Origin of the sequence: Planomonospora sp. ID67723, from assembly GCF_015711605.1 — a bacterium.
Taxonomy (GTDB): Bacteria; Actinomycetota; Actinomycetes; order Streptosporangiales; family Streptosporangiaceae; genus Planomonospora_A.
The window spans coordinates 180,087-203,800 of the sequence record NZ_JABTEZ010000006.1; the positions used below are offsets into that span (position 1 = coordinate 180,087).

19 protein-coding genes are annotated in these 23,714 nt (G+C 70.2%); 16 read left to right on the plus strand and 3 right to left on the minus strand.

The features are described from left to right. Positions 1–18: 18 nt before the first annotated feature. Genes nirB through HS041_RS35430 form a run of 3 tightly spaced genes read left to right on the plus strand, consistent with a single transcriptional unit; the run spans position 19 to position 4,120 of the window. Positions 19–2,526, plus strand: a complete 2,508-nt coding sequence (gene nirB / locus HS041_RS35420; RefSeq protein WP_196445484.1) for a nitrite reductase large subunit NirB — start codon at positions 19–21, stop codon at positions 2,524–2,526. Between the two features lie 41 nt (positions 2,527–2,567). Beyond that, positions 2,568–2,945 (plus strand): nitrite reductase small subunit NirD, encoded by a 378-nt coding sequence (nirD, locus tag HS041_RS35425; protein ID WP_196445253.1) that lies wholly within the window; start codon positions 2,568–2,570, stop codon positions 2,943–2,945. Beyond that, a complete protein-coding gene (locus tag HS041_RS35430) occupies positions 2,942–4,120 on the plus strand; it encodes a uroporphyrinogen-III synthase (RefSeq protein ID WP_196445254.1) in 1,179 nt (392 codons plus the stop codon). Before nirD ends, HS041_RS35430 begins: the two co-directional genes overlap by 4 nt. Here the strand turns inward: HS041_RS35430 and HS041_RS35435 are convergent. The 3 genes from HS041_RS35435 to HS041_RS35445 form a co-directional block, all read right to left on the minus strand. After that, entirely contained in the window at positions 4,065–4,724 is a 660-nt protein-coding gene (locus HS041_RS35435) for a hypothetical protein (RefSeq protein ID WP_196445255.1), read from the minus strand. The genes HS041_RS35430 and HS041_RS35435 overlap by 56 nt on opposite strands. Positions 4,725–5,006: 282 nt before the next feature. Further along, complete coding sequence (locus HS041_RS35440; protein WP_196445256.1) at positions 5,007–5,861, minus strand: PAC2 family protein; 855 nt, start codon at positions 5,859–5,861, stop codon at positions 5,007–5,009. 67 nt (positions 5,862–5,928) lie between these two features. Then, positions 5,929–6,387 carry a universal stress protein gene (locus HS041_RS35445; protein ID WP_196445257.1) on the minus strand — a complete coding sequence of 153 codons (459 nt, stop codon included), beginning with the start codon at positions 6,385–6,387 and terminating at the stop codon, positions 5,929–5,931. 117 nt (positions 6,388–6,504) lie between these two features. Here HS041_RS35445 and metH point away from each other — a divergent pair, with 117 nt between their 5' ends. From metH to HS041_RS35510, 13 genes are all read left to right on the plus strand, one after another. Continuing rightward, positions 6,505–9,969 (plus strand): methionine synthase, encoded by a 3,465-nt coding sequence (gene metH, locus HS041_RS35450; RefSeq protein ID WP_196445258.1) that lies wholly within the window; start codon positions 6,505–6,507, stop codon positions 9,967–9,969. A gap of 19 nt (positions 9,970–9,988) precedes the next feature. Next, complete coding sequence (locus HS041_RS35455; protein WP_196445259.1) at positions 9,989–10,642, plus strand: HAD family hydrolase; 654 nt, start codon at positions 9,989–9,991, stop codon at positions 10,640–10,642. A gap of 140 nt (positions 10,643–10,782) precedes the next feature. Continuing rightward, complete coding sequence (locus HS041_RS35460; protein ID WP_307845610.1) at positions 10,783–11,292, plus strand: cellulose synthase; 510 nt, start codon at positions 10,783–10,785, stop codon at positions 11,290–11,292. Between the two features lie 277 nt (positions 11,293–11,569). Continuing rightward, complete coding sequence (locus HS041_RS35465) at positions 11,570–12,580, plus strand: ABC transporter permease (RefSeq protein WP_196445260.1); 1,011 nt, start codon at positions 11,570–11,572, stop codon at positions 12,578–12,580. Between the two features lie 61 nt (positions 12,581–12,641). Further along, on the plus strand, positions 12,642–14,420 hold the full coding sequence (locus HS041_RS35470) for an ABC transporter substrate-binding protein (protein ID WP_196445261.1): 1,779 nt from the start codon (positions 12,642–12,644) through the stop codon (positions 14,418–14,420). A 79-nt stretch (positions 14,421–14,499) separates the two neighbouring features. Beyond that, positions 14,500–15,513, plus strand: a complete 1,014-nt coding sequence (locus tag HS041_RS35475; RefSeq protein WP_196445262.1) for an ABC transporter permease — start codon at positions 14,500–14,502, stop codon at positions 15,511–15,513. Beyond that, positions 15,510–16,553, plus strand: coding sequence for an ABC transporter ATP-binding protein (locus HS041_RS35480; protein ID WP_196445263.1), 1,044 nt, complete (start codon positions 15,510–15,512; stop codon positions 16,551–16,553). The genes HS041_RS35475 and HS041_RS35480 overlap by 4 nt, the downstream gene beginning before the upstream one ends. Next, the gene (locus HS041_RS35485; RefSeq protein WP_307845611.1) at positions 16,550–17,647 is read left to right on the plus strand and encodes an ABC transporter ATP-binding protein; all 1,098 of its coding nucleotides are present in this window, start codon (positions 16,550–16,552) and stop codon (positions 17,645–17,647) included. The genes HS041_RS35480 and HS041_RS35485 overlap by 4 nt, the downstream gene beginning before the upstream one ends. 267 nt (positions 17,648–17,914) lie before the next feature. Beyond that, a complete protein-coding gene (locus HS041_RS35490; RefSeq protein WP_196445264.1) occupies positions 17,915–19,594 on the plus strand; it encodes an ABC transporter substrate-binding protein in 1,680 nt (559 codons plus the stop codon). Between the two features lie 3 nt (positions 19,595–19,597). After that, positions 19,598–20,602 carry an ABC transporter permease gene (locus HS041_RS35495; protein WP_196445265.1) on the plus strand — a complete coding sequence of 335 codons (1,005 nt, stop codon included), beginning with the start codon at positions 19,598–19,600 and terminating at the stop codon, positions 20,600–20,602. Positions 20,603–20,692: 90 nt separating this feature from the next. After that, positions 20,693–21,589, plus strand: coding sequence for an ABC transporter permease (locus tag HS041_RS35500; RefSeq protein WP_196445266.1), 897 nt, complete (start codon positions 20,693–20,695; stop codon positions 21,587–21,589). A gap of 4 nt (positions 21,590–21,593) precedes the next feature. Next, positions 21,594–22,604 (plus strand): ABC transporter ATP-binding protein, encoded by a 1,011-nt coding sequence (locus HS041_RS35505; RefSeq protein WP_307845612.1) that lies wholly within the window; start codon positions 21,594–21,596, stop codon positions 22,602–22,604. Beyond that, positions 22,601–23,692, plus strand: coding sequence for an ABC transporter ATP-binding protein (locus tag HS041_RS35510; protein WP_196445267.1), 1,092 nt, complete (start codon positions 22,601–22,603; stop codon positions 23,690–23,692). The genes HS041_RS35505 and HS041_RS35510 overlap by 4 nt, the downstream gene beginning before the upstream one ends. The last annotated feature ends 22 nt before the right edge of the window (positions 23,693–23,714 follow it).

Genomic DNA, 23,714 nt, shown 5'->3' on the forward strand with positions numbered 1-23,714 from the left:
GGTGAGGAGAGCGCAAGCATGACGCCGGAGCGGCGAGCCGACGCAGTGAGCGGAGCGAATGAGGAGGCGAGCGCGACCGGGGCACGGCTGGTTGTGGTGGGACACGGGCCGACGGCGTACCGGCTGATCGAGACGCTGGTGGACCGGGGGTTCGACGGGGCGATCACGGTGCTGGGGGAGGAGCCCCGGGCCGCGTACGACCGGGTGGCGCTGACCTCCTACCTGGCGGGCAAGAGCGCCGAGGACCTCACCTATCCGGTTCCCGACGGCGTCACGCTCCGGCTCGGCGCCCGGGTCACCGGGATCGACCGGGAGGGAAAGGTCGTCACGACGGCCGACGGGCACGCCGAGCCGTACGACATCCTCGTCCTGGCCACCGGGTCCAGCCCGTTCGTGCCGCCGGTGCCGGGCAAGGACCTCCAGGGCTGCTTCGTCTACCGCACCCTCGACGACCTGGACGCCATCAGGGACGCCTCGCGGGGCGCCACGGCCGGCGTGGTGATCGGCGGCGGGCTGCTCGGACTGGAGGCGGCCGACGCGCTGCGCGGGCTGGGACTGTCGACGCACGTGGTGGAGATGGGCGGCTGGCTCATGCCCCGCCAGGTCGACGAGGGCGGTGGGTCCGTGCTGCGCGGCCACATCGAGGCGCTGGGCCTGGGCGTGCACACCGGCGCCGGGGTGAAGGAGATCGTGGCCGGGCCGGAGGGCCGCGTCACCGGTCTGGTCAAGCCGGACGGGGAGACGATCGAGGCACAGGTCGTGGTCTTCTCCGCGGGCGTGCGCCCCCGTGACGAGCTGGCCAGGTCCAGCGGGCTGGCGGTCGGCGAGCGCGGCGGCATCGTGGTGGACGACGGCATGCGCACCAGCGACCCGGCGATCTACGCCGTCGGCGAGTGCGCGCTGCACGACGGCGTGGTCTACGGCCTCGTGGGGCCGTGCTTCACCATGGCCGAGGTCGCCGCCGACCGCATCCTGGGGGGCGAGGGGGCCTTCGCCCGCGCGGACCTGTCGACCAAGCTCAAGCTGCTGGGCGTGGAGGTGGCCCAGTTCGGCGCGATGGACGGCGCGCTCGACGTGACGTTCATGGACCCGGTCACCGGCGTGTACCAGAAGCTGTTCGTCAGCGACGACGCCCGCACCCTGCTCGGCGGCATCTGCGTCGGCGACGCCACGCCGTACAACACCCTGAAGCCCTTCGTCGGCCGCGAGCTGCCGGGTTCGCCCAGCGAGCTGCTGTTCACCGGCGGCCCGGCGAACATGGACCTGCCCGACGACGCTCAGGTCTGCTCCTGCAACAACGTCACCCACGGCCAGGTCTGCTCGGCCATCGCCGAGAAGGGCCTCACCGACGTCGCGGGGATCAAGGAGTGCACCCGCGCGGGCACCACCTGCGGCAGCTGCATCCCGATGCTCAAGCAGATCCTCGTCAAGTCGGGCGTCGAGGTCTCCAAGGCCCTGTGCGAGCACTTCACCTACAGCAGGGCCGAGCTGTTCGACATCGTGCGCGTGCGCGGCATCACGACGTTCTCGCAACTCATCGCCGAGCACGGCAGCGGGCGCGGCTGCGACGTGTGCAAGCCCACCGTCGCCTCGATCCTGGCCTCGCTGCACGGCGGGCACATCCTCGACGGCGAGCAGGCCGCCCTGCAGGACACCAACGACCACTTCCTGGCCAACATCCAGCGCAACGGCACCTACTCGGTGGTCCCGCGCATCCCGGGCGGGGAGATCACCCCCGACAAGCTCATCGTGATCGGTGAGGTCGCCCGTGACTTCGGCCTCTACACGAAGATCACCGGCGGACAGCGGATCGACCTGTTCGGGGCCCGGGTGGAGCAGCTCCCGCTCATCTGGAAGCGCCTGGTCGACGCCGGCTTCGAGTCCGGCCACGCGTACGGCAAGGCCCTGCGCACGGTGAAGTCCTGCGTCGGCTCGACCTGGTGCCGGTACGGCGTGCAGGACTCGGTGGGCCTGGCCATCGCGCTGGAGCTGCGCTACCGGGGACTGCGCTCGCCGCACAAGCTGAAGTCGGCCGTCTCCGGCTGCGCCCGCGAGTGCGCCGAGGCCCGGGGCAAGGACTTCGGGATCATCGCCACCGAGCAGGGCTGGAACCTCTACGTCGGCGGCAACGGCGGCTTCACCCCCCGGCACGCCGACCTGTTCGCCTCCGACCTGTCCACCGACGAGCTGATCCGGGTGATCGACCGGTTCCTGATGTTCTACATCCGCACCGCCGACCGGCTCCAGCGCACCTCGGTCTGGCTGGAGAACCAGGGCCTGGACTACGTCAAGGAGGTCGTCCTGGAGGACTCCCTGGGCATCTGCGCCGAGCTGGACGCGCAGATGGAGAGGCACGTCGCCGGGTACGCCGACGAGTGGCGCGCGGTCCTGGAGGACCAGGACCGGCTGCGGCGCTTCGTCTCCTTCGTCAACGCGCCCGGCACGCCGGACCCGTCGATCGCCTTCGTGCCCGAGCGCGACCAGGTCAAGCCGGTCCTGATCCCGCTGGAGCCGGTCCGGTCCTGACGCGCCCGACCCACACCGACCGGAGTAAGGAAGGATTCCCGATGACCGTTCTGAGCGAAGACCTGCACGGAGACCTGCGCGAGAGCTCGCGGAGCACCGGCTGGACCCCGGTCTGCGCCTACACCGACCTGATGCCCGAGCGCGGAGCCTGCGTCCTGGTGGGAGGGCGCCAGATCGCGGTGTTCCGCACCTTCGACGGGAGCCTGTACGCGCTCGGCAACTACGATCCGTTCAGCGGCGCCTACGTCCTGTCCCGGGGCATCGTGGGCACCCGGGGCGAGGAGCCGACCGTCTCCTCGCCCATGCACAAGCAGGTTTTCTCCCTGCTCACCGGCGTGTGCCTGGACGACGCGGAGGTGGTCGTGCCGACCTATCCGGTCCGTGTCGCCGGCGGCACGGTGGAGGTGAGCGCGCCGTGAGCGTCCCCGTCCCGGAGGGGAGCGGGACCTCGCCCGAGACGGCATCCGACGCGCTGGCAGGATTCACCATCGGGGTCACCGCGACCCGGCGGCGGGAGGAGTTCTGCGCGCTGCTGGAACGGCGGGGCGCGCGGGTGGTCTCGGCGCCGGCGATCCGGCTGGTGCCGCTGGCCGAGGACGCCGACCTGCTGGCCGCGACCCGGGCCAGCCTGGAGGGTCCGATCGACGACGTGGTGATCACTACCGGGGTCGGGTTCCGCGGCTGGATGGCCGCGGCCGAGGGCTGGGGCCTGTCGGGCGACCTCGCGGCGCACCTGGCCTCGGCCCGGCTGCTGACCCGGGGGCCCAAGGCGCGCGGCGCGGTCAGGGCGGCCGGGCTGAACGACCACTGGACCCCGGCGACCGAGTCGTGCGAGGAGGTCAAGCAGCACCTGCTCGCCCAGGACCTGCGCGGCCGCCGGATCGCGGTGCAGCTGCACGGGGAGCCGCTGACCGGCTTCGTGGCCGCGCTGCGCGAGGCCGGAGCCGAGGTCATCGAGGTCCCGGTCTACCGGTGGCTGCCCTACCGCGACCCCTCGCCGCTACGCCGCCTGATCAGCCAGGCGATCTCCGGCGGGGTGGACGCGGTGGCCTTCACCAGCGCCCCGGCGGTGCTGGCCATGCTCGGCGCGGCCCGCGCCGACGGGCTGGAGGAGGCGCTGCTCGCGGCCTTCGCCGGCCGGGTGGTCGCCGCCTGCGTGGGCCCGGTCACCGCGGAGCCGCTGGAGACCCGCGGCGTGCCGACCGTGCAGCCCGAACGCTCCCGCCTGGGCTCGCTGGCCCGCGCGCTCGCCCGGCACCTGCCCGAGCACGGTGTCACCCGGCTGGTCGCCGGCGGTCACACGCTGGAGATCCGCGGCCACGCCGTCGTCGTGGACGGCGAGCTCCGGCCGTTGCCGCCCGCCCCGATGGCGGTGCTCAAGCGCCTGGCCGACAAACCCGGTCACGTGGTGGCCCGCTCCGAGCTGCGGACCGTCCTGCCCGGCGGGCCGTCGCGCGACTCGGCCGAGCACGCGGTCGAGATGGCCGTCACCCGGCTGCGCCGCGCCCTCGGCCCGGCCGGGATCGTCGAGACGGTCGTCAAGCGGGGGTATCGGCTGGCCTGTGATCGGGAGGCTCAAGCCGCAGCTCTCTGACGATCTCCTCGGCGCTGTCGTCCCGGGAGGGGACGAAGTCGGTGCCGACGAACAACTCGTAGTAGGCGTGCCGGAAACAGCCGGCGAGCAACAGGCGGGCGCTGGCCAGCGGGTCGACGCCGGGAGCGATCCGCCCTGCGCGCTGTTCGGCCGCCAGGTACTCGGTCAGCGGGACGACCTCCGACATGGGGCCGAGCTCGGTGTCCTTCATCGCCTCGCGGAAGCGGACGGTGACCGAGGGGGAGGTGAAGGCGGGCAGCGCCGCCGACTGGACCTCCGCGTAGTAGTCGATGCCCGCCCGCGCGATGGGCAGGAGGTTCTCGCCGACCCGGCCCTTGCCGACCAGGTGCATGAGGTCGTCGAGGATCTTCAGCCAGACCGGGAGCCGGTCCTGGAGCAGGGCGAGGAACATGTCGACCGCCTGCCCGGGGGTGACGGCCCCCCGCAGGCCCGGATAGGGCCCGGAACCCTGGAGCATGCCGGCCTCACCGTCCTCGCGCTTCATGAATACGGCCATCTCAAGAACGCGGCGTCGCGTCTCCTGTGCTTTCTGGTGCGGGTCGAGCTGGGGAGTCGCCATGGTTGCCCTAACGTGCGCAGTCACATGGACAAGGGTCGGCGTGGTGATGGCGCCATTCATCGATGTTTATCGAGACGTGTTTCTCCTGGTTACGAAAGCGTTGTGGACGGGCGTTCCGAGCTCCGGGTGAACCGGGCGGAGCGGCTGGAGACTGATTATTACCCGAAACCAGGGAGAAATGGTGTAAACGATGGTAACTATGTGCTGTGTGTTTCGGCCGCCTCCGTCACGGCCGCCCGCCGCCCCGCCGGGTGCCCGGCGGCACCCGGCCACGGAGGGCCCGGGCCGCTCGGCCGCCTGTGCCCCTCAGCCGTCGGTGTCGCGGTCGCGGCGGCGCAGGTAGCGCTCGAACTCCGCGGCGATGGCGTCCCCGCTCGCCTCGGGCAGCTCGGTGGCGTCCTTGCGCTCCTCCAGCTCCCTGACGTAGTCGGCGACCTCGGTGTCCTGAGCGGCCAGCTCGTCGACGCCGTGCTCCCAGGCCCTGGCCTCCTCGGCCAGATCGCCCAGCGGCATCGGGATGTCGAGCAGGTCCTCCATCCGGCTCAGCAGGGCCAGGGTCGCCTTGGGGTTGGGCGGCTGGGCCACGTAGTGCGGGACCGAGGCCCACAGCGAGACCGCGGGCAGGCCTGCGGCGCCGAGGGCCTGCTGCAGCACGCCGACGATGCCGGTGGGGCCCTCGTAGCGGGTCAGCTCCAGGTTGATCGCCCGCGCCAGCCCCTCGTCGGTCGCCGCGCCGACGACCGGCACCGGGCGGGTGTGCGGCGAGTCGTTGAGCAGCGCGCCGAGCAGCACCGCCAGCTCCACGCCCAGCTCGCGGCAGACCGCGACGATCTCCGCGCAGAAGGAGCGCCAGCGCATGTTGGGCTCGATGCCGCGCAGCAGGACCACGTCGCGGCTGCTGCCCGGCGGCCTGGCCACCAGGAGCCTGGTGGTGGGCCAGGTGATCGAGCGGGTCAGTCCCTCGCCCATCTCGACGATCGGGCGGCTGACCTGGAAGTCGTAGTAGTCCTCCGGGTCGAGGGAGACGAGCTCGGTGGCCTTCCACTCGCTCTCGAGGTGCGCGACCACTCCGCTCGAGGCCTCGCCCGCGTCGTTCCACCCCTCGAACGCGGCGATCAGCACCGGGTCGACGAGCTCGGGTAGACCTTCGAGTTCGATCACGCGCCGCCTCCTCTTTGCCGCCTCGTCCTACCTCGGCATAAGCCTATGCGGTGAGGGGGCCTCCGCGTCACCTCCCGGTGGTGGTGTGGACGATCAATACGTCACAGCCGGCGCGGTGGGAGACCGCCGAGGGCACCGAGCCGAGCAGCCGCCCGGCGAGGCTGTTGAGCCCCCGGTTGCCGACGACCAGCAGGTCCGCCCGGTGCCTGCCGGCCAGGGTGACCAGCGCGTCGACCGCCTCGCCCTCCTCTGCGGCCAGTTCGATCTTCCGTGCCCCGGCGGCGACCGCGTGCTCGCGGGCGGCGCGCAGCGCGTCGTCGGCCGGGGTGGAGCCGCTCACCTTGTAGGACAGCTCGCCGAGCACGTCGGCGGCGGCGCTGCGGTCGCGCTCGCGCATCGGAAGGTAGGCGCAGGCCAGGACCAGGGTGGCGTCGGTCGCGGCGGCGAGGGAGGCGGCGGCCGTGACCGCCCGGAAGGAGGAGGCGGAGCCGTCGGTGCCGACGAGGATGGTCTGGTAGGTCGCCATCGGGTACCTCGCAGGGGATCGGGCCCGGAGCGCGCTCACGGGGAGGGTAATTGGACTTGGAGTTCAATTGCCACCATGAACGATAGCGCCCGGCCGGTTCCCAGTAAGCTTTGCCCCATGACAAACGCGCCGTCCTTCCGTGAAGTCCTGGCCGAGCGAGTGATGGTCGCCGACGGGGCCATGGGGACGATGTTGCAGGCCCACGACGTCACGCTCGACGACTTCGAGGGCCACGAGGGCTGCAACGAGGTGCTCAACGTCACCCGTCCCGACATCGTCCGGGCCGTGCACGACGCCTACTTCGAGGTGGGGGTCGACTGCGTGGAGACCAACACCTTCGGCGCCAACCTCGCCGCGCTGGGCGAGTACGACATCTCCGAGCGGGTCTTCGCCTACTCGGAGGCGGGCGCCCGGGTCGCGCGCGAGGCCGCCGACCACTGGTCCACCCCCGGCCGGCCCCGCTTCGTGCTGGGCTCCATCGGCCCCGGCACCAAGCTGCCCACCCTCGGGCACAAGCCGTACGGCGAGCTGCGCGACGCCTACTACGACAACGCGGCCGGCCTGATCTCCGGCGGCGCCGACGCCCTGATCATCGAGACCTCGCAGGACCTGCTCCAGGTCAAGGCCGCGGTCGTCGGCGCGCACCGGGCCATCGCCGACGCGGGCCGGGACGTGCCGATCATCGCCCAGGTCACCATCGAGACCAACGGCGCGATGCTGCTCGGCTCGGAGATCGGCGCGGCGCTGACCGCGATCGAGCCGCTCGGCGTCGACGTGATCGGGCTCAACTGCGCCACCGGTCCGGCCGAGATGAGCGAGCACCTGCGCTACCTGGCCCGGCACGCGCGGGTCCGGCTCTCCTGCATGCCCAACGCCGGGCTGCCGGTGCTGACCTCCGACGGCGCCTACTACCCGCTCGGTCCCGACGAGCTGGCCGACGCGCACGAGAACTTCACCCGGGCCTTCGGCCTGTCGATCGTCGGCGGCTGCTGCGGCACCACCCCCGAGCACCTGCGCAAGGTCGTCGAGCGGGTCCGCGGCCAGGAGGTCGCCGCCCGCCGCCCGCGGCCCGACGCCGGCGCCTCCTCTCTCTACCAGCACGTGCCCTTCCGGCAGGACACCTCCTACCTGGCCATCGGCGAGCGGACCAACGCCAACGGCTCCAAGGCCTTCCGCGAGGCCATGCTCGCCGGGAACTGGGAGGAGTGCGTCGAGATCGCCCGGGCCCAGGCCCGCGACGGCGCGCACCTGCTCGACCTGTGCGTCGACTACGTCGGCCGTGACGGCGCCGGCGACATGCGGGAGCTGGCGTTCCGCTTCGCCACCGCCTCCACGCTGCCGATCATGCTCGACTCCACCGAGCCCGCCGTGCTGGAGGCGGGGCTGGAGATGCTCGGCGGGCGCGCGGTCGTCAACTCGGTCAACTACGAGGACGGAGCCGGCCCGGACTCCCGCTTCACCAAGATCATGGAGCTGGTCCGGGAGCACGGCGCCGCGGTGGTCGCGCTGACCATCGACGAGGAGGGCCAGGCGCGCACCGCCGACGACAAGGTGCGCATCGCCACCCGCCTCATCGAGGACCTCACGGGCAACTGGGGGATGCGGGTCGAGGACATCATCGTCGACTGCCTCACCTTCCCGATCGCCACCGGCCAGGAGGAGACCCGGCGCGACGGGCTGGAGACCATCGAGGCCATCGCCGAGATCAAGCGGCGCTACCCGGCCGTGCAGACCACGCTCGGGCTGTCCAACATCTCCTTCGGGCTCAACCCCGCCGCCCGCATGGTGCTCAACAGCGTCTTCCTCAACGAGTGCGTCAACGCCGGGCTGGACTCGGCGATCGCGCACGCCTCCAAGATCCTGCCGATGGCGCGCATCCCCGACGAGCAGCGCCAGGTCGCCCTCGACATGGTCTACGACCGCCGCCGCGAGGGCTACGACCCGCTGCAGCGCTTCATGGAGCTGTTCGAGGGCGTCGACGCGGCCGCGATGAAGGCGGGCAAGGCGGAGGAGCTGGCCGGGCTGCCGCTGTGGGAGCGGCTCAAGCGACGCATCGTCGACGGCGAGAAGAAGGGCCTGGAAGCCGACCTCGACGCGGCCCTGGAGCAGCGCCCGGCCCTGGAGATCGTCAACGACGTCCTGCTGGACGGCATGAAGACCGTCGGCGAGCTGTTCGGCTCCGGCGAGATGCAGCTGCCGTTCGTGCTGCAGTCGGCCGAGGTGATGAAGAGCGCCGTGGCCTACCTGGAGCCGCACATGGAGCGGGTCGAGGGCGAGACCAAGGGCCGCATCGTGCTGGCGACCGTCAAGGGCGACGTGCACGACATCGGCAAGAACCTGGTCGACATCATCCTGTCCAACAACGGCTACGAGGTCGTCAACCTCGGCATCAAGCAGCCGGTATCGGCCATCCTGGAGGCCGCGGAGGAGGCCAGGGCCGACGTCATCGGCATGTCCGGGCTGCTGGTGAAGTCCACGGTGGTGATGAAGGAGAACCTCGAGGAGATGAACTCCCGGGGCATCTCCGAGAAGTTCCCCGTGCTGCTCGGCGGCGCCGCCCTCACCCGCGCCTACGTCGAGCAGGACCTCGCCGAACTGTTCCAGGGCGAGGTCCGCTACGCCCGGGACGCCTTCGAGGGCCTGCGCCTGATGGACGCCTTCATGGCGGTCAAGCGCGGCGAGGACGGCGCCTCCCTGCCGCCGCTGCGCCAGCGCAGGGTCAAGACCGGCGCGGTCCTGCAGCGCACCGCGGTGGAGGACCTGCCGGCCCGTTCCGACGTGGCCGCCGACAACCCGGTGCCCGCCGCGCCGTTCTTCGGCGACAGGATCATCAAGGGCATCCCGCTGGCCGACTACGCCGCGTTCCTGGACGAGCGGGCGACCTTCATGGGCCAGTGGGGCCTCAAGTCCGCCCGCGGCGGCGAGGGGCCCTCCTACGAGGAGCTGGTCGAGACCGAGGGCCGGCCGCGGCTGCGGATGTGGCTGGAGCGGATGCAGACCGAGGGCCTGCTGGAGGCCGCGGTCGCCTACGGCTACTTCCCGTGCGTCAGCGACGGAGACTCGCTGATCATCCTGGACGAGGCGGGCAACGAGCGGACCCGCTTCACCTTCCCGCGCCAGCGCCGCGACCGGCACCTGTGCCTGTCCGACTTCTTCCGCCCGAAGGACTCCGGCGAGGTCGACGTGGTCGCCTTCCAGGTCGCCACGATGGGCGGCAAGATCTCCGAGGCCACGGCCGAGCTGTTCGCCAAGGACGCCTACCGCGACTACCTGGAGCTGCACGGCCTGTCGGTTCAGCTCACCGAGGCGCTGGCCGAATACTGGCACGCGCGCGTCCGCTCGGAGCTGGGCATCGGCGGCGACGAGGCGCTGGAGGACATGCTCAAGGTCAACATCACCGGCTGCCGCTACTCCTTCGGTTACCCGGCCTGCCCCAACCTGGAGGACCAGGTCCAGCTGATGGAGCTGATCGACCCCGTGCGGATCGGGGTGAACCTGTCGGAGGAGTTCCAGCTCCACCCCGAGCAGTCGACCTCCGCTCTGATCGTCCACCACCCCGAGGCCAACTACTTCAACGTCTGACCAGAGAGGACCTTCGGGGATGGACGCGGTCCTCTTCGACATGGACGGGCTGCTCGTGGACAGCGAGAAGATCTGGTTCCAGGTCGAGACCGAGGTGATGGAGCGGCTCGGCGGCGACTGGTCCCCGGCGGACCAGGAGCACCTCGTGGGCGGCTCCATGCCGTCCACGGTGGCCTACATGCTCCGGGTCTCCGGCGCCGCCGCCGCTCCGGAGGACGTGGAGGCCTGGCTGCTGGCGGGCATGATCCGCAGGCTCTCCGAGGGCGTGGAGATGATGCCGGGCGCGGCCGAGCTGCTGGCGGCCGTACGGGAGGCGGGCCTGCCCACCGCCCTGGTCACCTCCTCGGCCCGGGTGATCGCCGACGCGTGCCTGGACGGCGCCATCGGCAGGCACCATTTCGACCAGGTGGTGACCTGTGAGGACGTGGCGAGGACCAAGCCCGACCCGGAGCCCTATCTGACGGCGGCCCGGCTGCTCGGTGCGGACCCGGTCCGCTGCGTCGCGCTGGAGGACTCCCCGAACGGGGTGACGGCGGCCACCGCCGCGGGCTGCCGGGTGGTGGCCGTGCCGAGCGTGCTGCCGGTCCCGCACGCCCCCGGCCGCCTCATCGTCACGTCGCTGCGTGAGATCGGCGTCGAGACCCTGCGGGAGCTGTTCGCGCAGGCGATGTGACCCGGAGGCCGGCCCCGGCCCTCCACCCGGCGGAGAACCCGCGACCCCTAGGGGATGATCCCTCCCAAAGGAGGAGGATCCACCGCGCCTCGGCATGCCAGGATGGAGGAAGGCAAGCCGATACGAGGGGTGGTTCCGCCATGCTGACATATGCCCAGATTCCGTGGCTGGCGCTGTGCGCCGGACTGACAGGGGTGGGGCTGGTCCTGAGCTTCCTGCTGCTGCGCCGCCGGGGGGCCGCGGCCGGGCTGCGCATGGCGGCGTGGTCGCTGCTGCCGCTGGCGGCCTACCTGACCGGCGCGCTGCCGACGGTCTGGCAGATCGGCACGGCGGTCACCGGGTTCGTCGCCGGGCTCGTGCTCAACCCGATGGTGTGGGCGGGGGTGGCCCTGGCCGGTGTCTCGGTGGTGCTGTTCCTGGTCTCCGGCGTGCTGCGGGCCCGCCGTACGGGCCGCGCTCGGAAGTCCGCGCCCTCTTCGGTTCCGGCGGCTCCGGCGGCCCCCGCCGTGCAGAAGAAGGAGGCCGTCACGCAGCCGTTGCCGCAGCGCGTCCCCGGAGCCGCGCCCAAGCCGGGGCAGGCGGCCGGTTCCAGGGGTGACGACGACTTCTCCGACATCGAGGCGATCCTCAAGCGTCGGGGGATCGGATGACTCCGGGACGTTCGATCCTCCCGCCGCCACCGGTGTGTCACAAAATCGCGACAGAAGCGGAACGTCTTCCAGACATTCGAACCAAGATCAGAACGAATGAATTTCACGTGAATCACAGTTAAGCCACATAGCCCCCTAAAGTACTGGTCAGCGCAGATCAGCCCATAGATTCTCCGGAACGGGACTACCAAAACAGGACCGTAGACTCAGGGCGCGATACCCCGACCCGGGGGCGCGTTCTTCGGACAACGTCGTCTGGGATCCAGGGGGCCACTGTATGACCGCACCGCTCGATGTCTCCGGGCAGGCCATGGAGGCCCAGCCGGAGGCCGTGCTTGAAGGGGCGGGCGGAAAGGCCATCGAAGGCCGTTCGCTCGGTCAGATCGCATGGATGCGGCTGAAACGCGACAAAGCGGCCTTTGTCGGCGCTTTCGTCGTGGTGTTCCTGACGCTGATCGCCATCTTCGCCGAGCGTCCGTTCGGCGGGCTGATCGCGCTCTTCGGCGACCCGCCGAACCTGCCCAACAACGATCTCATCGACCCCATGACCAGCGCTCCGCTCGGCACCTGGGGCGGCATGAGCCTGGAGCACCCGTTCGGGCTGGAGCCGGTCAACGGCCGCGACCTGTTCGCCCGGATCCTGTCCGGCGCGCAGATCTCGCTGCTGGTGGCCTTCCTCGCCACGCTGGTCTCGGTGGTGATCGGCTCACTGCTGGGCGTGCTCGCCGGCTTCTTCGGAGGCTGGGTCGACACGCTCATCAGCCGGCTCATGGACGTCTTCCTCGCCTTCCCTCTGCTGCTGTTCGCGATCGCGATCGTCGGCGCCGTTCCCGACAAGGCGCTCGGCCTCAGCGGCAACGGCCTGCGGGTCGCGGTGATCGTGTTCATCATCGGGTTCTTCAACTGGCCCTACATCGCACGCATCGTGCGCGGCCAGACCCTGTCGCTGCGCGAGCGCGAGTTCGTCGACGCCGCCCGGTCGCTGGGCGCGGGCAACGGCTACATCATCTTCCGCGAGGTCTTCCCGAACCTCGTGGCGCCGATCCTGGTCTACTCGACGCTGCTCATCCCCTCGAACATCCTCTTCGAGGCCGCGCTGTCGTTCCTGGGCGTGGGCGTGGCCGAGCCTCAGGCCTCCTGGGGCGGCATGCTCACCCGCGCGGTCGACTACTACCAGATCGCACCACACTTCATGATCGTCCCGGGCCTCGCGATCTTCGTTACCGTGATGGCCTTCAACCTCCTGGGCGACGGGCTCCGGGACGCCCTCGACCCGCGAGCCCGGTAGCGCGACAACGCTTCCGCGCCTCGATATCACCGTCACTCATGACAAGGGGTGTACAACCACGATGAGGAAGACCAACGCTCTGGCGCTCGCCGCGCTGGGTACCGCGCTGGCCATGGGCCTCGCCGCCTGCGGCGGCACGGCCGGTGGTGGCGGCGACAAGAACACCGGGACGGGCAACACCGGCACCGGGACCTCGGCCGCCAAGCACAACGACGGCTACACCAAGGTCGTCAACGCTTCCGACGCCAAGGGCGGCACGCTCAAGTTCGCCTACTCCGACGAGCCCGACTCGATGGACCCGGGCAACACCTACTACGCGTTCAACTGGAACTTCACGCGTCTGTACGCCCGCCCGCTGCTGACCTACTCCGCCGAGCCGGGTGAGGCGGGCCTGAAGCTGGTGCCCGACCTCGCCGAGGGCCTGGGCGAGGCCAGCGAGGACGGCAAGACCTGGACCTACAAGCTCAAGAAGGGCATCAAGTACGACGACGGCACCGAGGTCAAGGCCGCGGACGTCAAGTACGCCATCGCCCGGAGCAACTTCTCCGCTGAGCTCACCGACGGTCCGAAGTACTTCGCCGAGTACCTCGACGCCGGTGACTACAAGGGTCCCTACAAGGACAAGAACCTCGACAACTTCAAGGGCATCGAGACCCCGGACGACTACACCATCGTCTTCAAGCTCAAGGCCCCGTTCTCGGAGTTCGACTTCCTGGTCGCCAACCCGCAGTCGGCTCCCGTGCCGCAGGCCAAGGACACCGGCCTGGAGTACGAGAAGACCGTCGCCTCGACCGGTCCCTACAAGATCGAGAGCTACGAGGTCGGCAAGCAGTTCAACCTCGTCAAGAACGAGCACTGGGACCCGGCCACCGACACCACGCGCAAGCAGCTCCCGGACCGCATCGAGGTCCAGATGAAGCAGAGCGCCGAGGACATCGACCAGCGCCTGCTGGCCGGCCAGATCCACGTCGACCTCGGCGGCACCGGCCTGCAGACCGCCGCCCGCGCGAAGATCGTCGGCGACCCCAAGCTGAAGGACTCCACGGACAACCCGTACACGCCCTTCAACCGCTACGCGATGATGTCGACCAAGGTCGCCCCGTTCGACAACATCGAGTGCCGCAAGGCCGTGCAGTACGCCACCGACCAGGTCGCCACCCAGGCGCCGTGGGGCGGTCCGCTCGGCGGTGACATCGGCAGCACGCTGATGACCCCGACCACGGTCGGCTACCAGCAGTTCGACCTGTTCCCGAACGGCGCCGACAACAAGGGCGACGTGGCCAAGGCCAAGGAGGCCCTGACGGCCTGCGGCAAGGCCGACGGCTTCGAGACCAACATCGCGGTCCGCGGTGACCGGACCAAGGAGGTCCAGGTCGCCGAGGCGCTGCAGGCCTCGCTGGACAAGGTCGGCATCAAGGCCTCGATCAAGAAGTACCCCTCGGGTGACTGGAGCGCGCAGTACGCCGGCAAGCCGGACTTCGTGCACAAGAACAACCTGGGCATCATGATCGCCGGTTGGGGCGCCGACTGGCCCTCGGGCTTCGGCTTCCTGTCGCAGATCGTCGACGGCCGCTTCATCAAGGCCTCCGGCAACTACAACATGATGGAGCTCAACGACCCGGCGGTGAACGAGCTGCTCGACAAGGGCATCCAGACCACCGACGCCGCGGAGCGCAACAAGATCTGGGCCGAGGTCGACAAGAAGGTCATGGAGTCGGCGGCCTTCCTGCCGTTCGTCTACGAGAAGACCCTGCTCTTCCGCCCGGAGAGCCTGACCAACGTGTACGTGCACCCGGCCTACGGCATGTACGACTACACGTGGCTCGGCGTCAAGCAGTAGTCCTCCCTAGCTAGCCAAAGGCAGGTGAAGGCCTAGGGCGCCCGGGAGTGATCCTCCCGGGCGCCCCGGCCGAACGATCGTGGTCGCTTTCATCGTCCGCCGCGTGATCGCCGCTGTGCTGATGCTCGTCATCGTCAGCGTGGCAACCTTCGCGATCTTCTTTCTCATCCCGCGTGCCCTGGGACAGACCCCCGAGGGCATGGCGTCGCGTTACGTCGGGCGGGACGCCACACCCGAGGCGATCCAGGGCGCTGTCAAGAGGCTCCACCTGGACGACCCGCTCATCGTGCAGTACGGGCGGTTCGCCAAGGGCATCGTCGCCGGCCAGGATTACTCGCTCGGGCCGAGGAAGGCCGAGTGCCCGGCTCCCTGCTTCGGTTTCTCGTTCAACAACAACCAGCCGGTCTGGCCGACGCTGCTCGACCGGCTCCCCGCGACCGTGTCGCTGGCCCTGGGCGCGGCGATCACCTGGGTCGTCGCCGGCGTGAGCATCGGCGTCGTCTCGGCGCTGAAACGCGGCACCGCGGTCGACCGGGCGGCGATGACGGTGGCGCTGGCGGGAGTCTCGCTGCCGATCTACTTCACCGGCCTGGTCTCGCTCTCCCTGTTCGCCTACACGCTCGGGATCTTCCCCGGCGGCGGCAGCTACACCGCCTTCACGGAGGATCCGGTGATGTGGTTCCAGGCGCTCGTGCTGCCCTGGATCACCCTGGCCTTCCTCTACGCCGCCCTGTACGCCCGGCTCACCCGGGCGGGCATGCTGGAGACCATGGGCGAGGACTACATCCGTACGGCCCGCGCCAAGGGTCTCAAGGAGCGCACGGTCGTCACCAAGCACGCCCTGCGCGCCACGCTCACCCCCATCCTCACCATCTTCGGCCTCGACCTCGGCCTGCTGCTGGGCGGCGCGGTGCTCACCGAGAGCACCTTCTCCATCCCCGGCATCGGCAAGCTGGTCATCGACGCGATCCGGGGCAACGACCTGCCCGTCGTGCTGGGCGTCACCTTGTTCGCGGCGTTCTTCATCGTCCTGGCCAACCTCATCGTGGACGTTCTGTACGCGGTGGTCGACCCGAGGGTGAGGCTGTCATGAGCACTCCTCCGCCCAGCTCCTTCCTGGAACTGCGCGACCTGCGCATCCACTTCCCCACCGAGGACGGCCTGGTCAAGTCCGTCGACGGCCTGTCCTTCAAGCTCGAACGGGGCAAGACCCTGGGCATCGTGGGGGAGTCGGGCTCCGGCAAGAGCGTGACCAGCCTCGGCATCCTGGGCCTGCACAAGGGCGGCCGGGCGAAGATCTCCGGTGAGATCTGGCTGGACGGCGAGGAGCTCGTCGGCGCCAGCCCGGACCACGTCCGGACGCTGCGCGGCAAGAAGATGGCGATGATCTTCCAGGACCCGCTCTCGTCGATGCACCCGTTCTACACGGTCGGCGCCCAGATCATCGAGGCGTACCGGATCCACCACAACGTCAGCAAGGCGGTCGCGCGCAAGCACGCGATCGACATGCTCGGCCGGGTCGGCATCCCGCAGCCGGACAAGCGCGTCGACAGCTACCCGCACGAGTTCTCCGGCGGCATGCGCCAGCGCGCCATGATCGCCATGGCCCTGTCGTGCGACCCCGAGCTGCTGATCGCCGACGAGCCGACCACCGCGCTCGACGTGACGGTCCAGGCGCAGATCCTGGACCTCATGCTGGACCTGCAGCGCGAGTTCAACTCCGCGCTGATCGTAATCACCCACGACCTCGGCGTGGTCGCCGAGCTCTCGGACGACATCCTGGTGATGTACGGCGGCAAGTGCATCGAGTACGGCTCGGCGGACGACATCTTCTACCGGCCCGAGCACCCCTACACATGGGGTCTACTGGGATCGATGCCGCGCCTGGACCGGGAGCCCACCGAGCGGTTGCTGCCGATCAAGGGCTCCCCGCCCTCGCTGATCAACGTGCCGTCCGGTTGCGCCTTCAACCCGCGCTGCCCCTACTCGGGCCGTACGGCGGGCAAGGCCACCACCGAGGTGCCGCAGCTCCTGGAGACCGACGGCGGTCACCTGGTCCGCTGCCACATGCCGCGCGAGGAGCGGCGGGGCATCTGGGAGAACGAGATCAAGCCGATGATGGAGGGGCAGTGAGCCACAGGGCCGACAAGGGGGACGAGGGCGTGAACGCTCCCGACGCGCTGCTGTCCGTCCAGGGCCTGCAGAAGCACTTCCCGGTGACCAAGGGCCTGCTCAAGCGTCAGGTCGGTTCGGTGAGGGCGGTCGACGGGGTCAGCTTCGACGTGCGCAGGGGCGAGACGCTCGGCCTGGTCGGCGAGTCCGGCTGCGGCAAGAGCACCACGGGCCGCCTGGTCACCCGCCTGATGGAGCCCACCGCCGGGAAGATCTTCTTCGAGGGCCACGACATCAGCCACATGTCGCAGGCGAAGATCCGGCCGCTCCGCCGCGACATCCAGATGATCTTCCAGGACCCCTACTCGTCGCTGAACCCCCGGCACACGGTCGGCGCCATCGTCGGCGCCCCCTACCGCATCCAGGGCGTCCAGACCGAGCAGGGGACCAAGAAGGCGGTCCAGGAGCTCCTGGAGCTGGTCGGGCTCAACCCCGAGCACTACAACCGCTACCCGCACGAGTTCTCCGGCGGTCAGCGCCAGCGCATCGGCATCGCCCGCACCCTCGCGCTCAAGCCGAAGATGATCATCGCTGACGAGCCGGTCTCCGCCCTCGACGTCTCGATCCAGGCCCAGGTGGTCAACCTCCTGGAGGACCTGCAGAACGAGCTCGGCCTGACCTACGTCATCGTCGCGCACGACCTGTCGGTCATCCGGCACATCAGCGACCGGGTCGCGGTCATGTACCTCGGCAAGATCGTCGAACTGGCCGACCGGAAGAGCCTGTACGAGTCGCCCATGCACCCGTACACCAACGCGCTGATGTCCGCCGTGCCCATCCCGGACCCGGCCCGGCGCAAGGACCGCGAGCGCATCCGGCTCCAGGGCGACGTGCCCAGCCCGCTCAACCCGCCGCCCGCCTGCCGCTTCCACACCCGGTGCTGGAAGGCCCAGGTGATCTGCAAGACGGAGGAGCCGCCGCTGGTGGAGCTGGCCCCCGGCCACCAGGTGGCCTGCCACTTCCCGGAGAACGCGGACAAGGTGTCGGCTCCGGCCGCCGCGAAGATCGCCCAGAACGTGGAAGACGCCCTGCACCCGAAGAAGGTGGTCGGCTGAGCGTCCGGCACGCCCGGTTCCGCTCATCCCGAGGACGCCCGCCGGGTCGCGGCTCACACGAGCCCCGGCCCGGCGGGCGTCCGCGTGTCCGGGGTCCGGTGCCGTACCGGTTGAAACGCTTGCTTACTGTTCAGGTCAACCGACTGTCACATTTACGCCACAGCCTCATGCCGGGGGTGGTCAGAGCTGCCGCCCGCGTAGATCCTGCGATCACGGGGAGTCCGCACGGCGGCCGGATCCGGCCGCGACACGGCGATGAGGTGCAGCATGCGACGAGACGGTATGCCCCTGCGCAGGACGGCGGCGGTGATGGCGGGCCTCGCCCTGGTCATCCCGGCGGCGGCGTGCGGCGGAGGAGACGATCCCAAGCCGGGAGCCACCGGGACGGAGGCGGCGGAGGGCTCGACCCTCATCTTCGCCTCCTCGGCGGACCCGGCCATCCTCGACCCGGCCTTCCACAGCGACGGCGAGTCCTCCCGGGTGACCAACCAGATCTTCGAGACGCTGGTGGCCACCGAGGAGGGCGGTACGGGGGTCGCACCCGGGCTCGCGGAGAGCTGGGAGGTCAGCAAGGACGCCAGGACCTACACGTTCAAGCTTCGCCAGGGGGTGAAGTTCCACGACGGCGAGGCGTTCAACGCCGCGGCCGTGTGCGCCAACTTCGACCGCTGGTACAACTTCACCGGCCTGGCGCAGGCGGACTCGGTCTCCTACTACTGGGTGACGGTTTTCCGGGGCTTCGCCAAGAACGAGTCCGACACCCTCGCCAAGAGCCTGTACGGCGGCTGCACGGCCAAGGATGACAGCACGGTCGAGCTCAAGCTCACCGAGCCGTCCGCCGTGGTGCTGTCGGCGCTGACGTTGTCGTCGTTCAGCATCGCCAGCCCCAAGGCGCTGAAGGACCACAAGGCCGACGAGGTGAGCGGAACCGCCGAGTCGCCGCAGTTCACCGGGACCTTCGGCACCGAGCACCCGGTCGGCACCGGGCCGTTCAAGTTCGGCGGCTGGACCCGGGGCGACAAGCTGGAACTCGTCCGCAACGACGACTACTGGGGCGAGAAGGCCAAGCTCAGCAAGATCATATTCCGGCCGATCGAGAAGGCCGCCGACCGGGCGCAGGCGCTGCGCGCCGGTTCGGTCCACGCCTTCGACTACGCCGACCCGGCCGACCTGGAGTCGCTCAAGAGCTCCGGGGCGCAGGTACTGGAGCGGGCGCCGTTCAACATGGGCTACCTCGGCTTCAGCCAGAAGACCGAGATCATGAAGAACCAGAAGATCCGCCAGGCGATCGCCCACGCCATCAACCGAGAGAACGTCGTGAAGACCAAGTACGGCACCGGCGCCAAGGTGGCCAACGCCTTCATGCCGGACAGCCTGTGGAGCTACACCGAGGACTTCACCAAGTACGACTACAACGTCGACAAGGCCAAGCAGCTCATCGCCGAGTCGGGCGTCTCCGCCCCCACGCTGGAGTTCTGCTACCCCAGCGGCGTCAGCCGCGCCTACATGGTCGACCCGGCCGGCAACTTCCAGCTGATGAAGGCCGACCTGGAGGCCGCGGGCTTCAAGGTCACACCGAAGACCTCGCCGTGGAGCCCGGACTACCTCAACACCACCCAGGCCGGTGACTGCCCGCTCTTCCTGCTCGGCTGGAACGGCGACTTCGGCGACCCCGACAACTTCCTCGGCACGTTCTTCCAGTCCTTCTCCAGCCAGTGGTCGTTCAGGAACGAAGAGATCTTCAAGGTGCTGGCCGACGCGGAGAAGGAACCGGACCAGGCCGCGCGGGAGGCGCTGTACAAGAAGGCCAACGCCCTGATCGCCGAATTCGTGCCCGGCGTGCCGTACGCGCAGAGCCCGTCGTTCTCGGCCGCGGCCAAGAACGTCCAGGGCTGGGTGCCGAGTCCGGTGCTCAACGACAAGTTCGCCTCGATCTCGCTGAACTGATCGATGCTGGGGTTCGTCGTCAGACGGCTGGCGCTGCTCGTGCCGATCCTCCTGGGCCTGTCGGTCCTGTTGTTCCTGTGGGTCAGGGCACTGCCGGGAGGGCCCGCCGAGGCCCTGCTGGGGGAGCGGGCCACGCCCGAGGCCGTGGAGCGGGTCAAGAAGCTCTACGGCCTCGACCGGCCCTGGTACGAGCAGTACCTCACATGGGTGGGCAACGTCTTCCGCGGCGACCTCGGGGTGTCCAGCAGGACCCAGCACCCCGTCGTCGAGGAGCTGCTGCGCACCTTCCCCGCCACCGTGGAGCTCGCCCTCACCGCGATGATCTTCGCGGTGGGGGTGGGCGTGCCGGTCGGCTACCTCGCCGCCCGCCGCCACGGCACCTGGCTCGACCACCTCTCGGTGGCCGGATCGCTGTTCGGCATCACGATCCCGGTCTTCTTCCTCGGCTACATGCTCAAGTTCGCCTTCGCCGAGAAACTGGGGATCCTGCCCACCGACGGGCGGCAGGACCCGCTGCTCGACGCCGAGCACCCGACCGGGTTCTACGTGCTGGACGGCCTGGTCACCGGGAACCCGGAGGCGCTCGGGGACGCGCTGGCCCACCTGGTGCTGCCCGGCGTCGCGCTCGGGACCATCCCGCTGGCGATCGTGGTGCGCATCACCAGGGCCTCGGTGCTGGACGTGCTCCACGAGGACTACGTGCGCACCGCCGAGGCCAAAGGGCTGGCGCCCGCGACGATCCGCGGGCGGCACGTGCTGCGCAACGCCCTGCTGCCGGTCGTCACGATCATCGGGCTCCAGGTCGGGCTGCTGCTCGGCGGCGCCGTGCTGACCGAGACCGTCTTCGCCTTCCCCGGCTTCGGCAAGTTCATGGCCGACTCGATCGTCGCCAGGGACTACGCGGTGCTGCAGGGGTTCATCCTGTTCACCGCGGTGATCTTCGTGCTGGTCAACCTGCTGGTGGACGTCGCCTACGGGCTCATCGACCCGAGGGTGAGGGCGGCGTGAGCGAGCAAGTCATGGGCGCAGCGGCGTCGCGAGCGCGAGCGCCGGAGGAGGTCGCGTGAGCGGGCACGGCCGCCGGGAGAGGAGGAGAGCATGAGCCTGGCCCAGATGGAGGCCGTCGCGCCGGAGGAGGCGGGCGGGAGCCTCGGCAGGGACGCCTGGCGGCGGCTGCGCCGCAACCCGGTTGCGATCGCGGGCGCGGTCCTGGTCGTGCTGTTCGTCGCCGTCGCGCTGCTCGCACCCTGGCTGGCGCCGTACCCGCCGGACAAACCGGTCGGCCAGGTCACCCCCACCTCCATCCCCGGCCCGTCCGCCGAACACTGGTTCGGCCTGGACGACCTGGGCCGCGACGAGTTCACCCGGGTCCTGTGGGGGGCCCGCTGGTCCCTCGTCATCGGGGTGGTCTCGCTGCTGCTCGGCATGACCGGCGGGCTGCTGCTCGGCCTGCTCGCCGGGGCCTTCGGCGGATGGGTCGACGGTGTCGTGATGCGCCTGGTCGACATGATGCTCTCGGTCCCCGGCCTGCTGTTCGCCATCGGCGTCGCCGCGATGCTCGGCTCCGGCCTGGACGCCGTGATGATCGCCATCGCGGTGGTGAACATGCCGATCTTCGCCCGGCTGCTCCGCGGCCAGATGCTGGCCCAGCGCGGCTCCGACTACGTGCTGGCCGCCACCGCGGTGGGGGTGCGGCGGCGCCGGATCGTCCTCGGCCACATCCTGCCCAACTCGCTGACCTCGGTCATCGTGCAGGGCACGCTCACCCTGGCGACGGCCATCGTGGACGCGGCGGGCCTGGCCTTCCTCGGCCTGTCCAGCAACGACCCGAGCATTCCCGAGTGGGGCCGGATGCTGGCCGACACCCAGCGGTACCTGTCCAGCGCGCCGCTGCTGGCGGTCTTCCCCGGGCTGGCCATCATCGTCGCCGCGCTCGGCTTCACCCTGCTGGGGGAGTCGCTGCGCGAGGCCCTCGACCCCAAGTACCGGCGGTGACGCGGTGAGCCCGACGAGTCCGGCGAGCCTTCTCGACGTGGAGGACCTGACCGTGGTCTTCCGGCAGCGGGGCCGCGCCGACGTGCGCGCCGTGGACGGTGTCAGCTTCTCCGTGTCCCCCGGCGAGACCGTCGGCCTGGTGGGGGAGTCGGGGTGCGGCAAGTCCGTCACCTCTCTGGCGATCATGGGCCTGCTGCCGAAACGGGGCGTGCGCGTGGAGGGGAGCGTCGCCTTCGACGGGACCGAACTGCTCGCCCTGCCCCCCGACAAGCTGCGCGCCCTGCGCGGCCGGGAGCTGGCCGTCGTCTTCCAGGACCCGATGACCTCCCTCAACCCCGTGGTCCCCATCGGCACGCAGGTGACCGAGGTGCTGACCCGCCACCGGGGCCTGAGCAACGGCGAGGCCCGCCGGGAGGCGGCGGACCTGCTGCGCAGGGTGGGCATCCCCGACCCGTCCAGGAGACTGCGGGAGTACCCCCACCAGCTCTCCGGGGGCATGCGCCAGCGCGCGCTCATCGCGACCGCGCTGGCCTGCCGCCCCAGGCTGCTGATCGCCGACGAGCCCACCACCGCCCTGGACGTCACCATCCAGGCGCAGATCCTGGAACTGCTCAGGACGCTGGTCGCCGAGTCGGGGACCGCCCTCATCCTGATCACCCATGACCTGGGGGTGGTCGCGGGGATGTGCGACACGGTCCACGTCATGTACTCCGGCCGCATCGTCGAGCGGGCGCCCCGGCACGACCTGTTCCGCGATCCCCGCCATCCCTACACCGGTGGCCTGCTCGCCTCGGTGCCCCGCCTGGACCAGCCGCGCGGCGCGCGCCTGGAGCCCATCAAGGGATCACCGCGCGACACCATCCCGTGGGCGACGGGCTGCGCGTTCGCGCCCCGCTGCCCCAACCGGATCGAGGCGTGCACCCCCGAGGCTCCCGAGCTCGTGGGGGAGCGTCACGCCCTGCGCTGTGTCAACCCGCTGCGATCCGCCCCGGAGGCGAAGGTGGTCCCTCGATGAGCTTCCCGAGTGATTCCCCGGCCGATCCCGTGGCGTCCGGCGAGCCGCTGCTGTCCGTCCGGGGTCTCAAGGTGCACTTCCCCGTCCACCGGGGCGTGCTGCTGCGGCGCGTCGCCGGCCACGTGCGCGCCGTGGACGGCGTCGACCTCGACGTGGCCCGCGGCATGACATACGGCCTGGTGGGGGAGTCCGGCTGCGGCAAGAGCACGCTCGGCAAGGCCGTACTGCGCCTGGTGGAGCCCACCTCCGGAACCGTCCTGTTCAACGGCGCCGACATCGGCGGTCAGAGTCCCGAAGACATGCGCCGGCTCCGCCGGCACATGCAGATGGTCTTCCAGGACCCGCTCGCCAGCCTGAACCCCCGGCAGAGCGTGGAGTCGGCGCTCACCGAGCCGCTGCGCGCCCACGGCTTCACCGGTGACAGATCACGCCGGGTGCGCGAGCTGCTCGACCTCGTGGGGATGCCCTCCGGAGCCGCCGGACGCTATCCGCACGAGTTCTCCGGAGGGCAGCGTCAGCGCATCGGCATCGCCAGGGCGATCGCCCTGAACCCCGAGCTGATCATCGCCGACGAGCCCGTCTCCGCGCTGGACGTCTCCATCCAGGCGCAGATCGTCAACCTCCTGGAGGACCTGCAGAAGGAACTCGGCCTGACCTACGTCGTCGTCGCCCACGACCTGGCCGTCGTCCGGCACGTCAGCGACGTCATCGGGGTGATGTACCTGGGCGCGCTGGTGGAGGAGTCCTCCTCCGACGCGCTGTACGCCCAGCCGCTGCACCCCTACACGATCGCCCTGATGTCGGCGATCCCGATCCCGGACCCCGAGGTGGAGGAGCGCAGGCGGCGGATCCTGCTCACCGGCGACCTGCCGTCCCCGATGAACATCCCGCCCGGCTGCCGGTTCCACACCCGCTGCCCGTTCCGCCAGCCCACGCGGTGCGCCGACGAGCCGCCCGGCCTGCGGGAGGCGCGTCCCGGCCGGAAGGTCGCCTGCCACTGGGCCGAGGAGATCGCGGCGGGCTCCATCCGGGCCGCCGCCAGCGCCCACGACCCCACCGCCACCGAGGTCGGCACCCCGTCGCCCTGAGGACTCCCGTCCTGACGGCTCC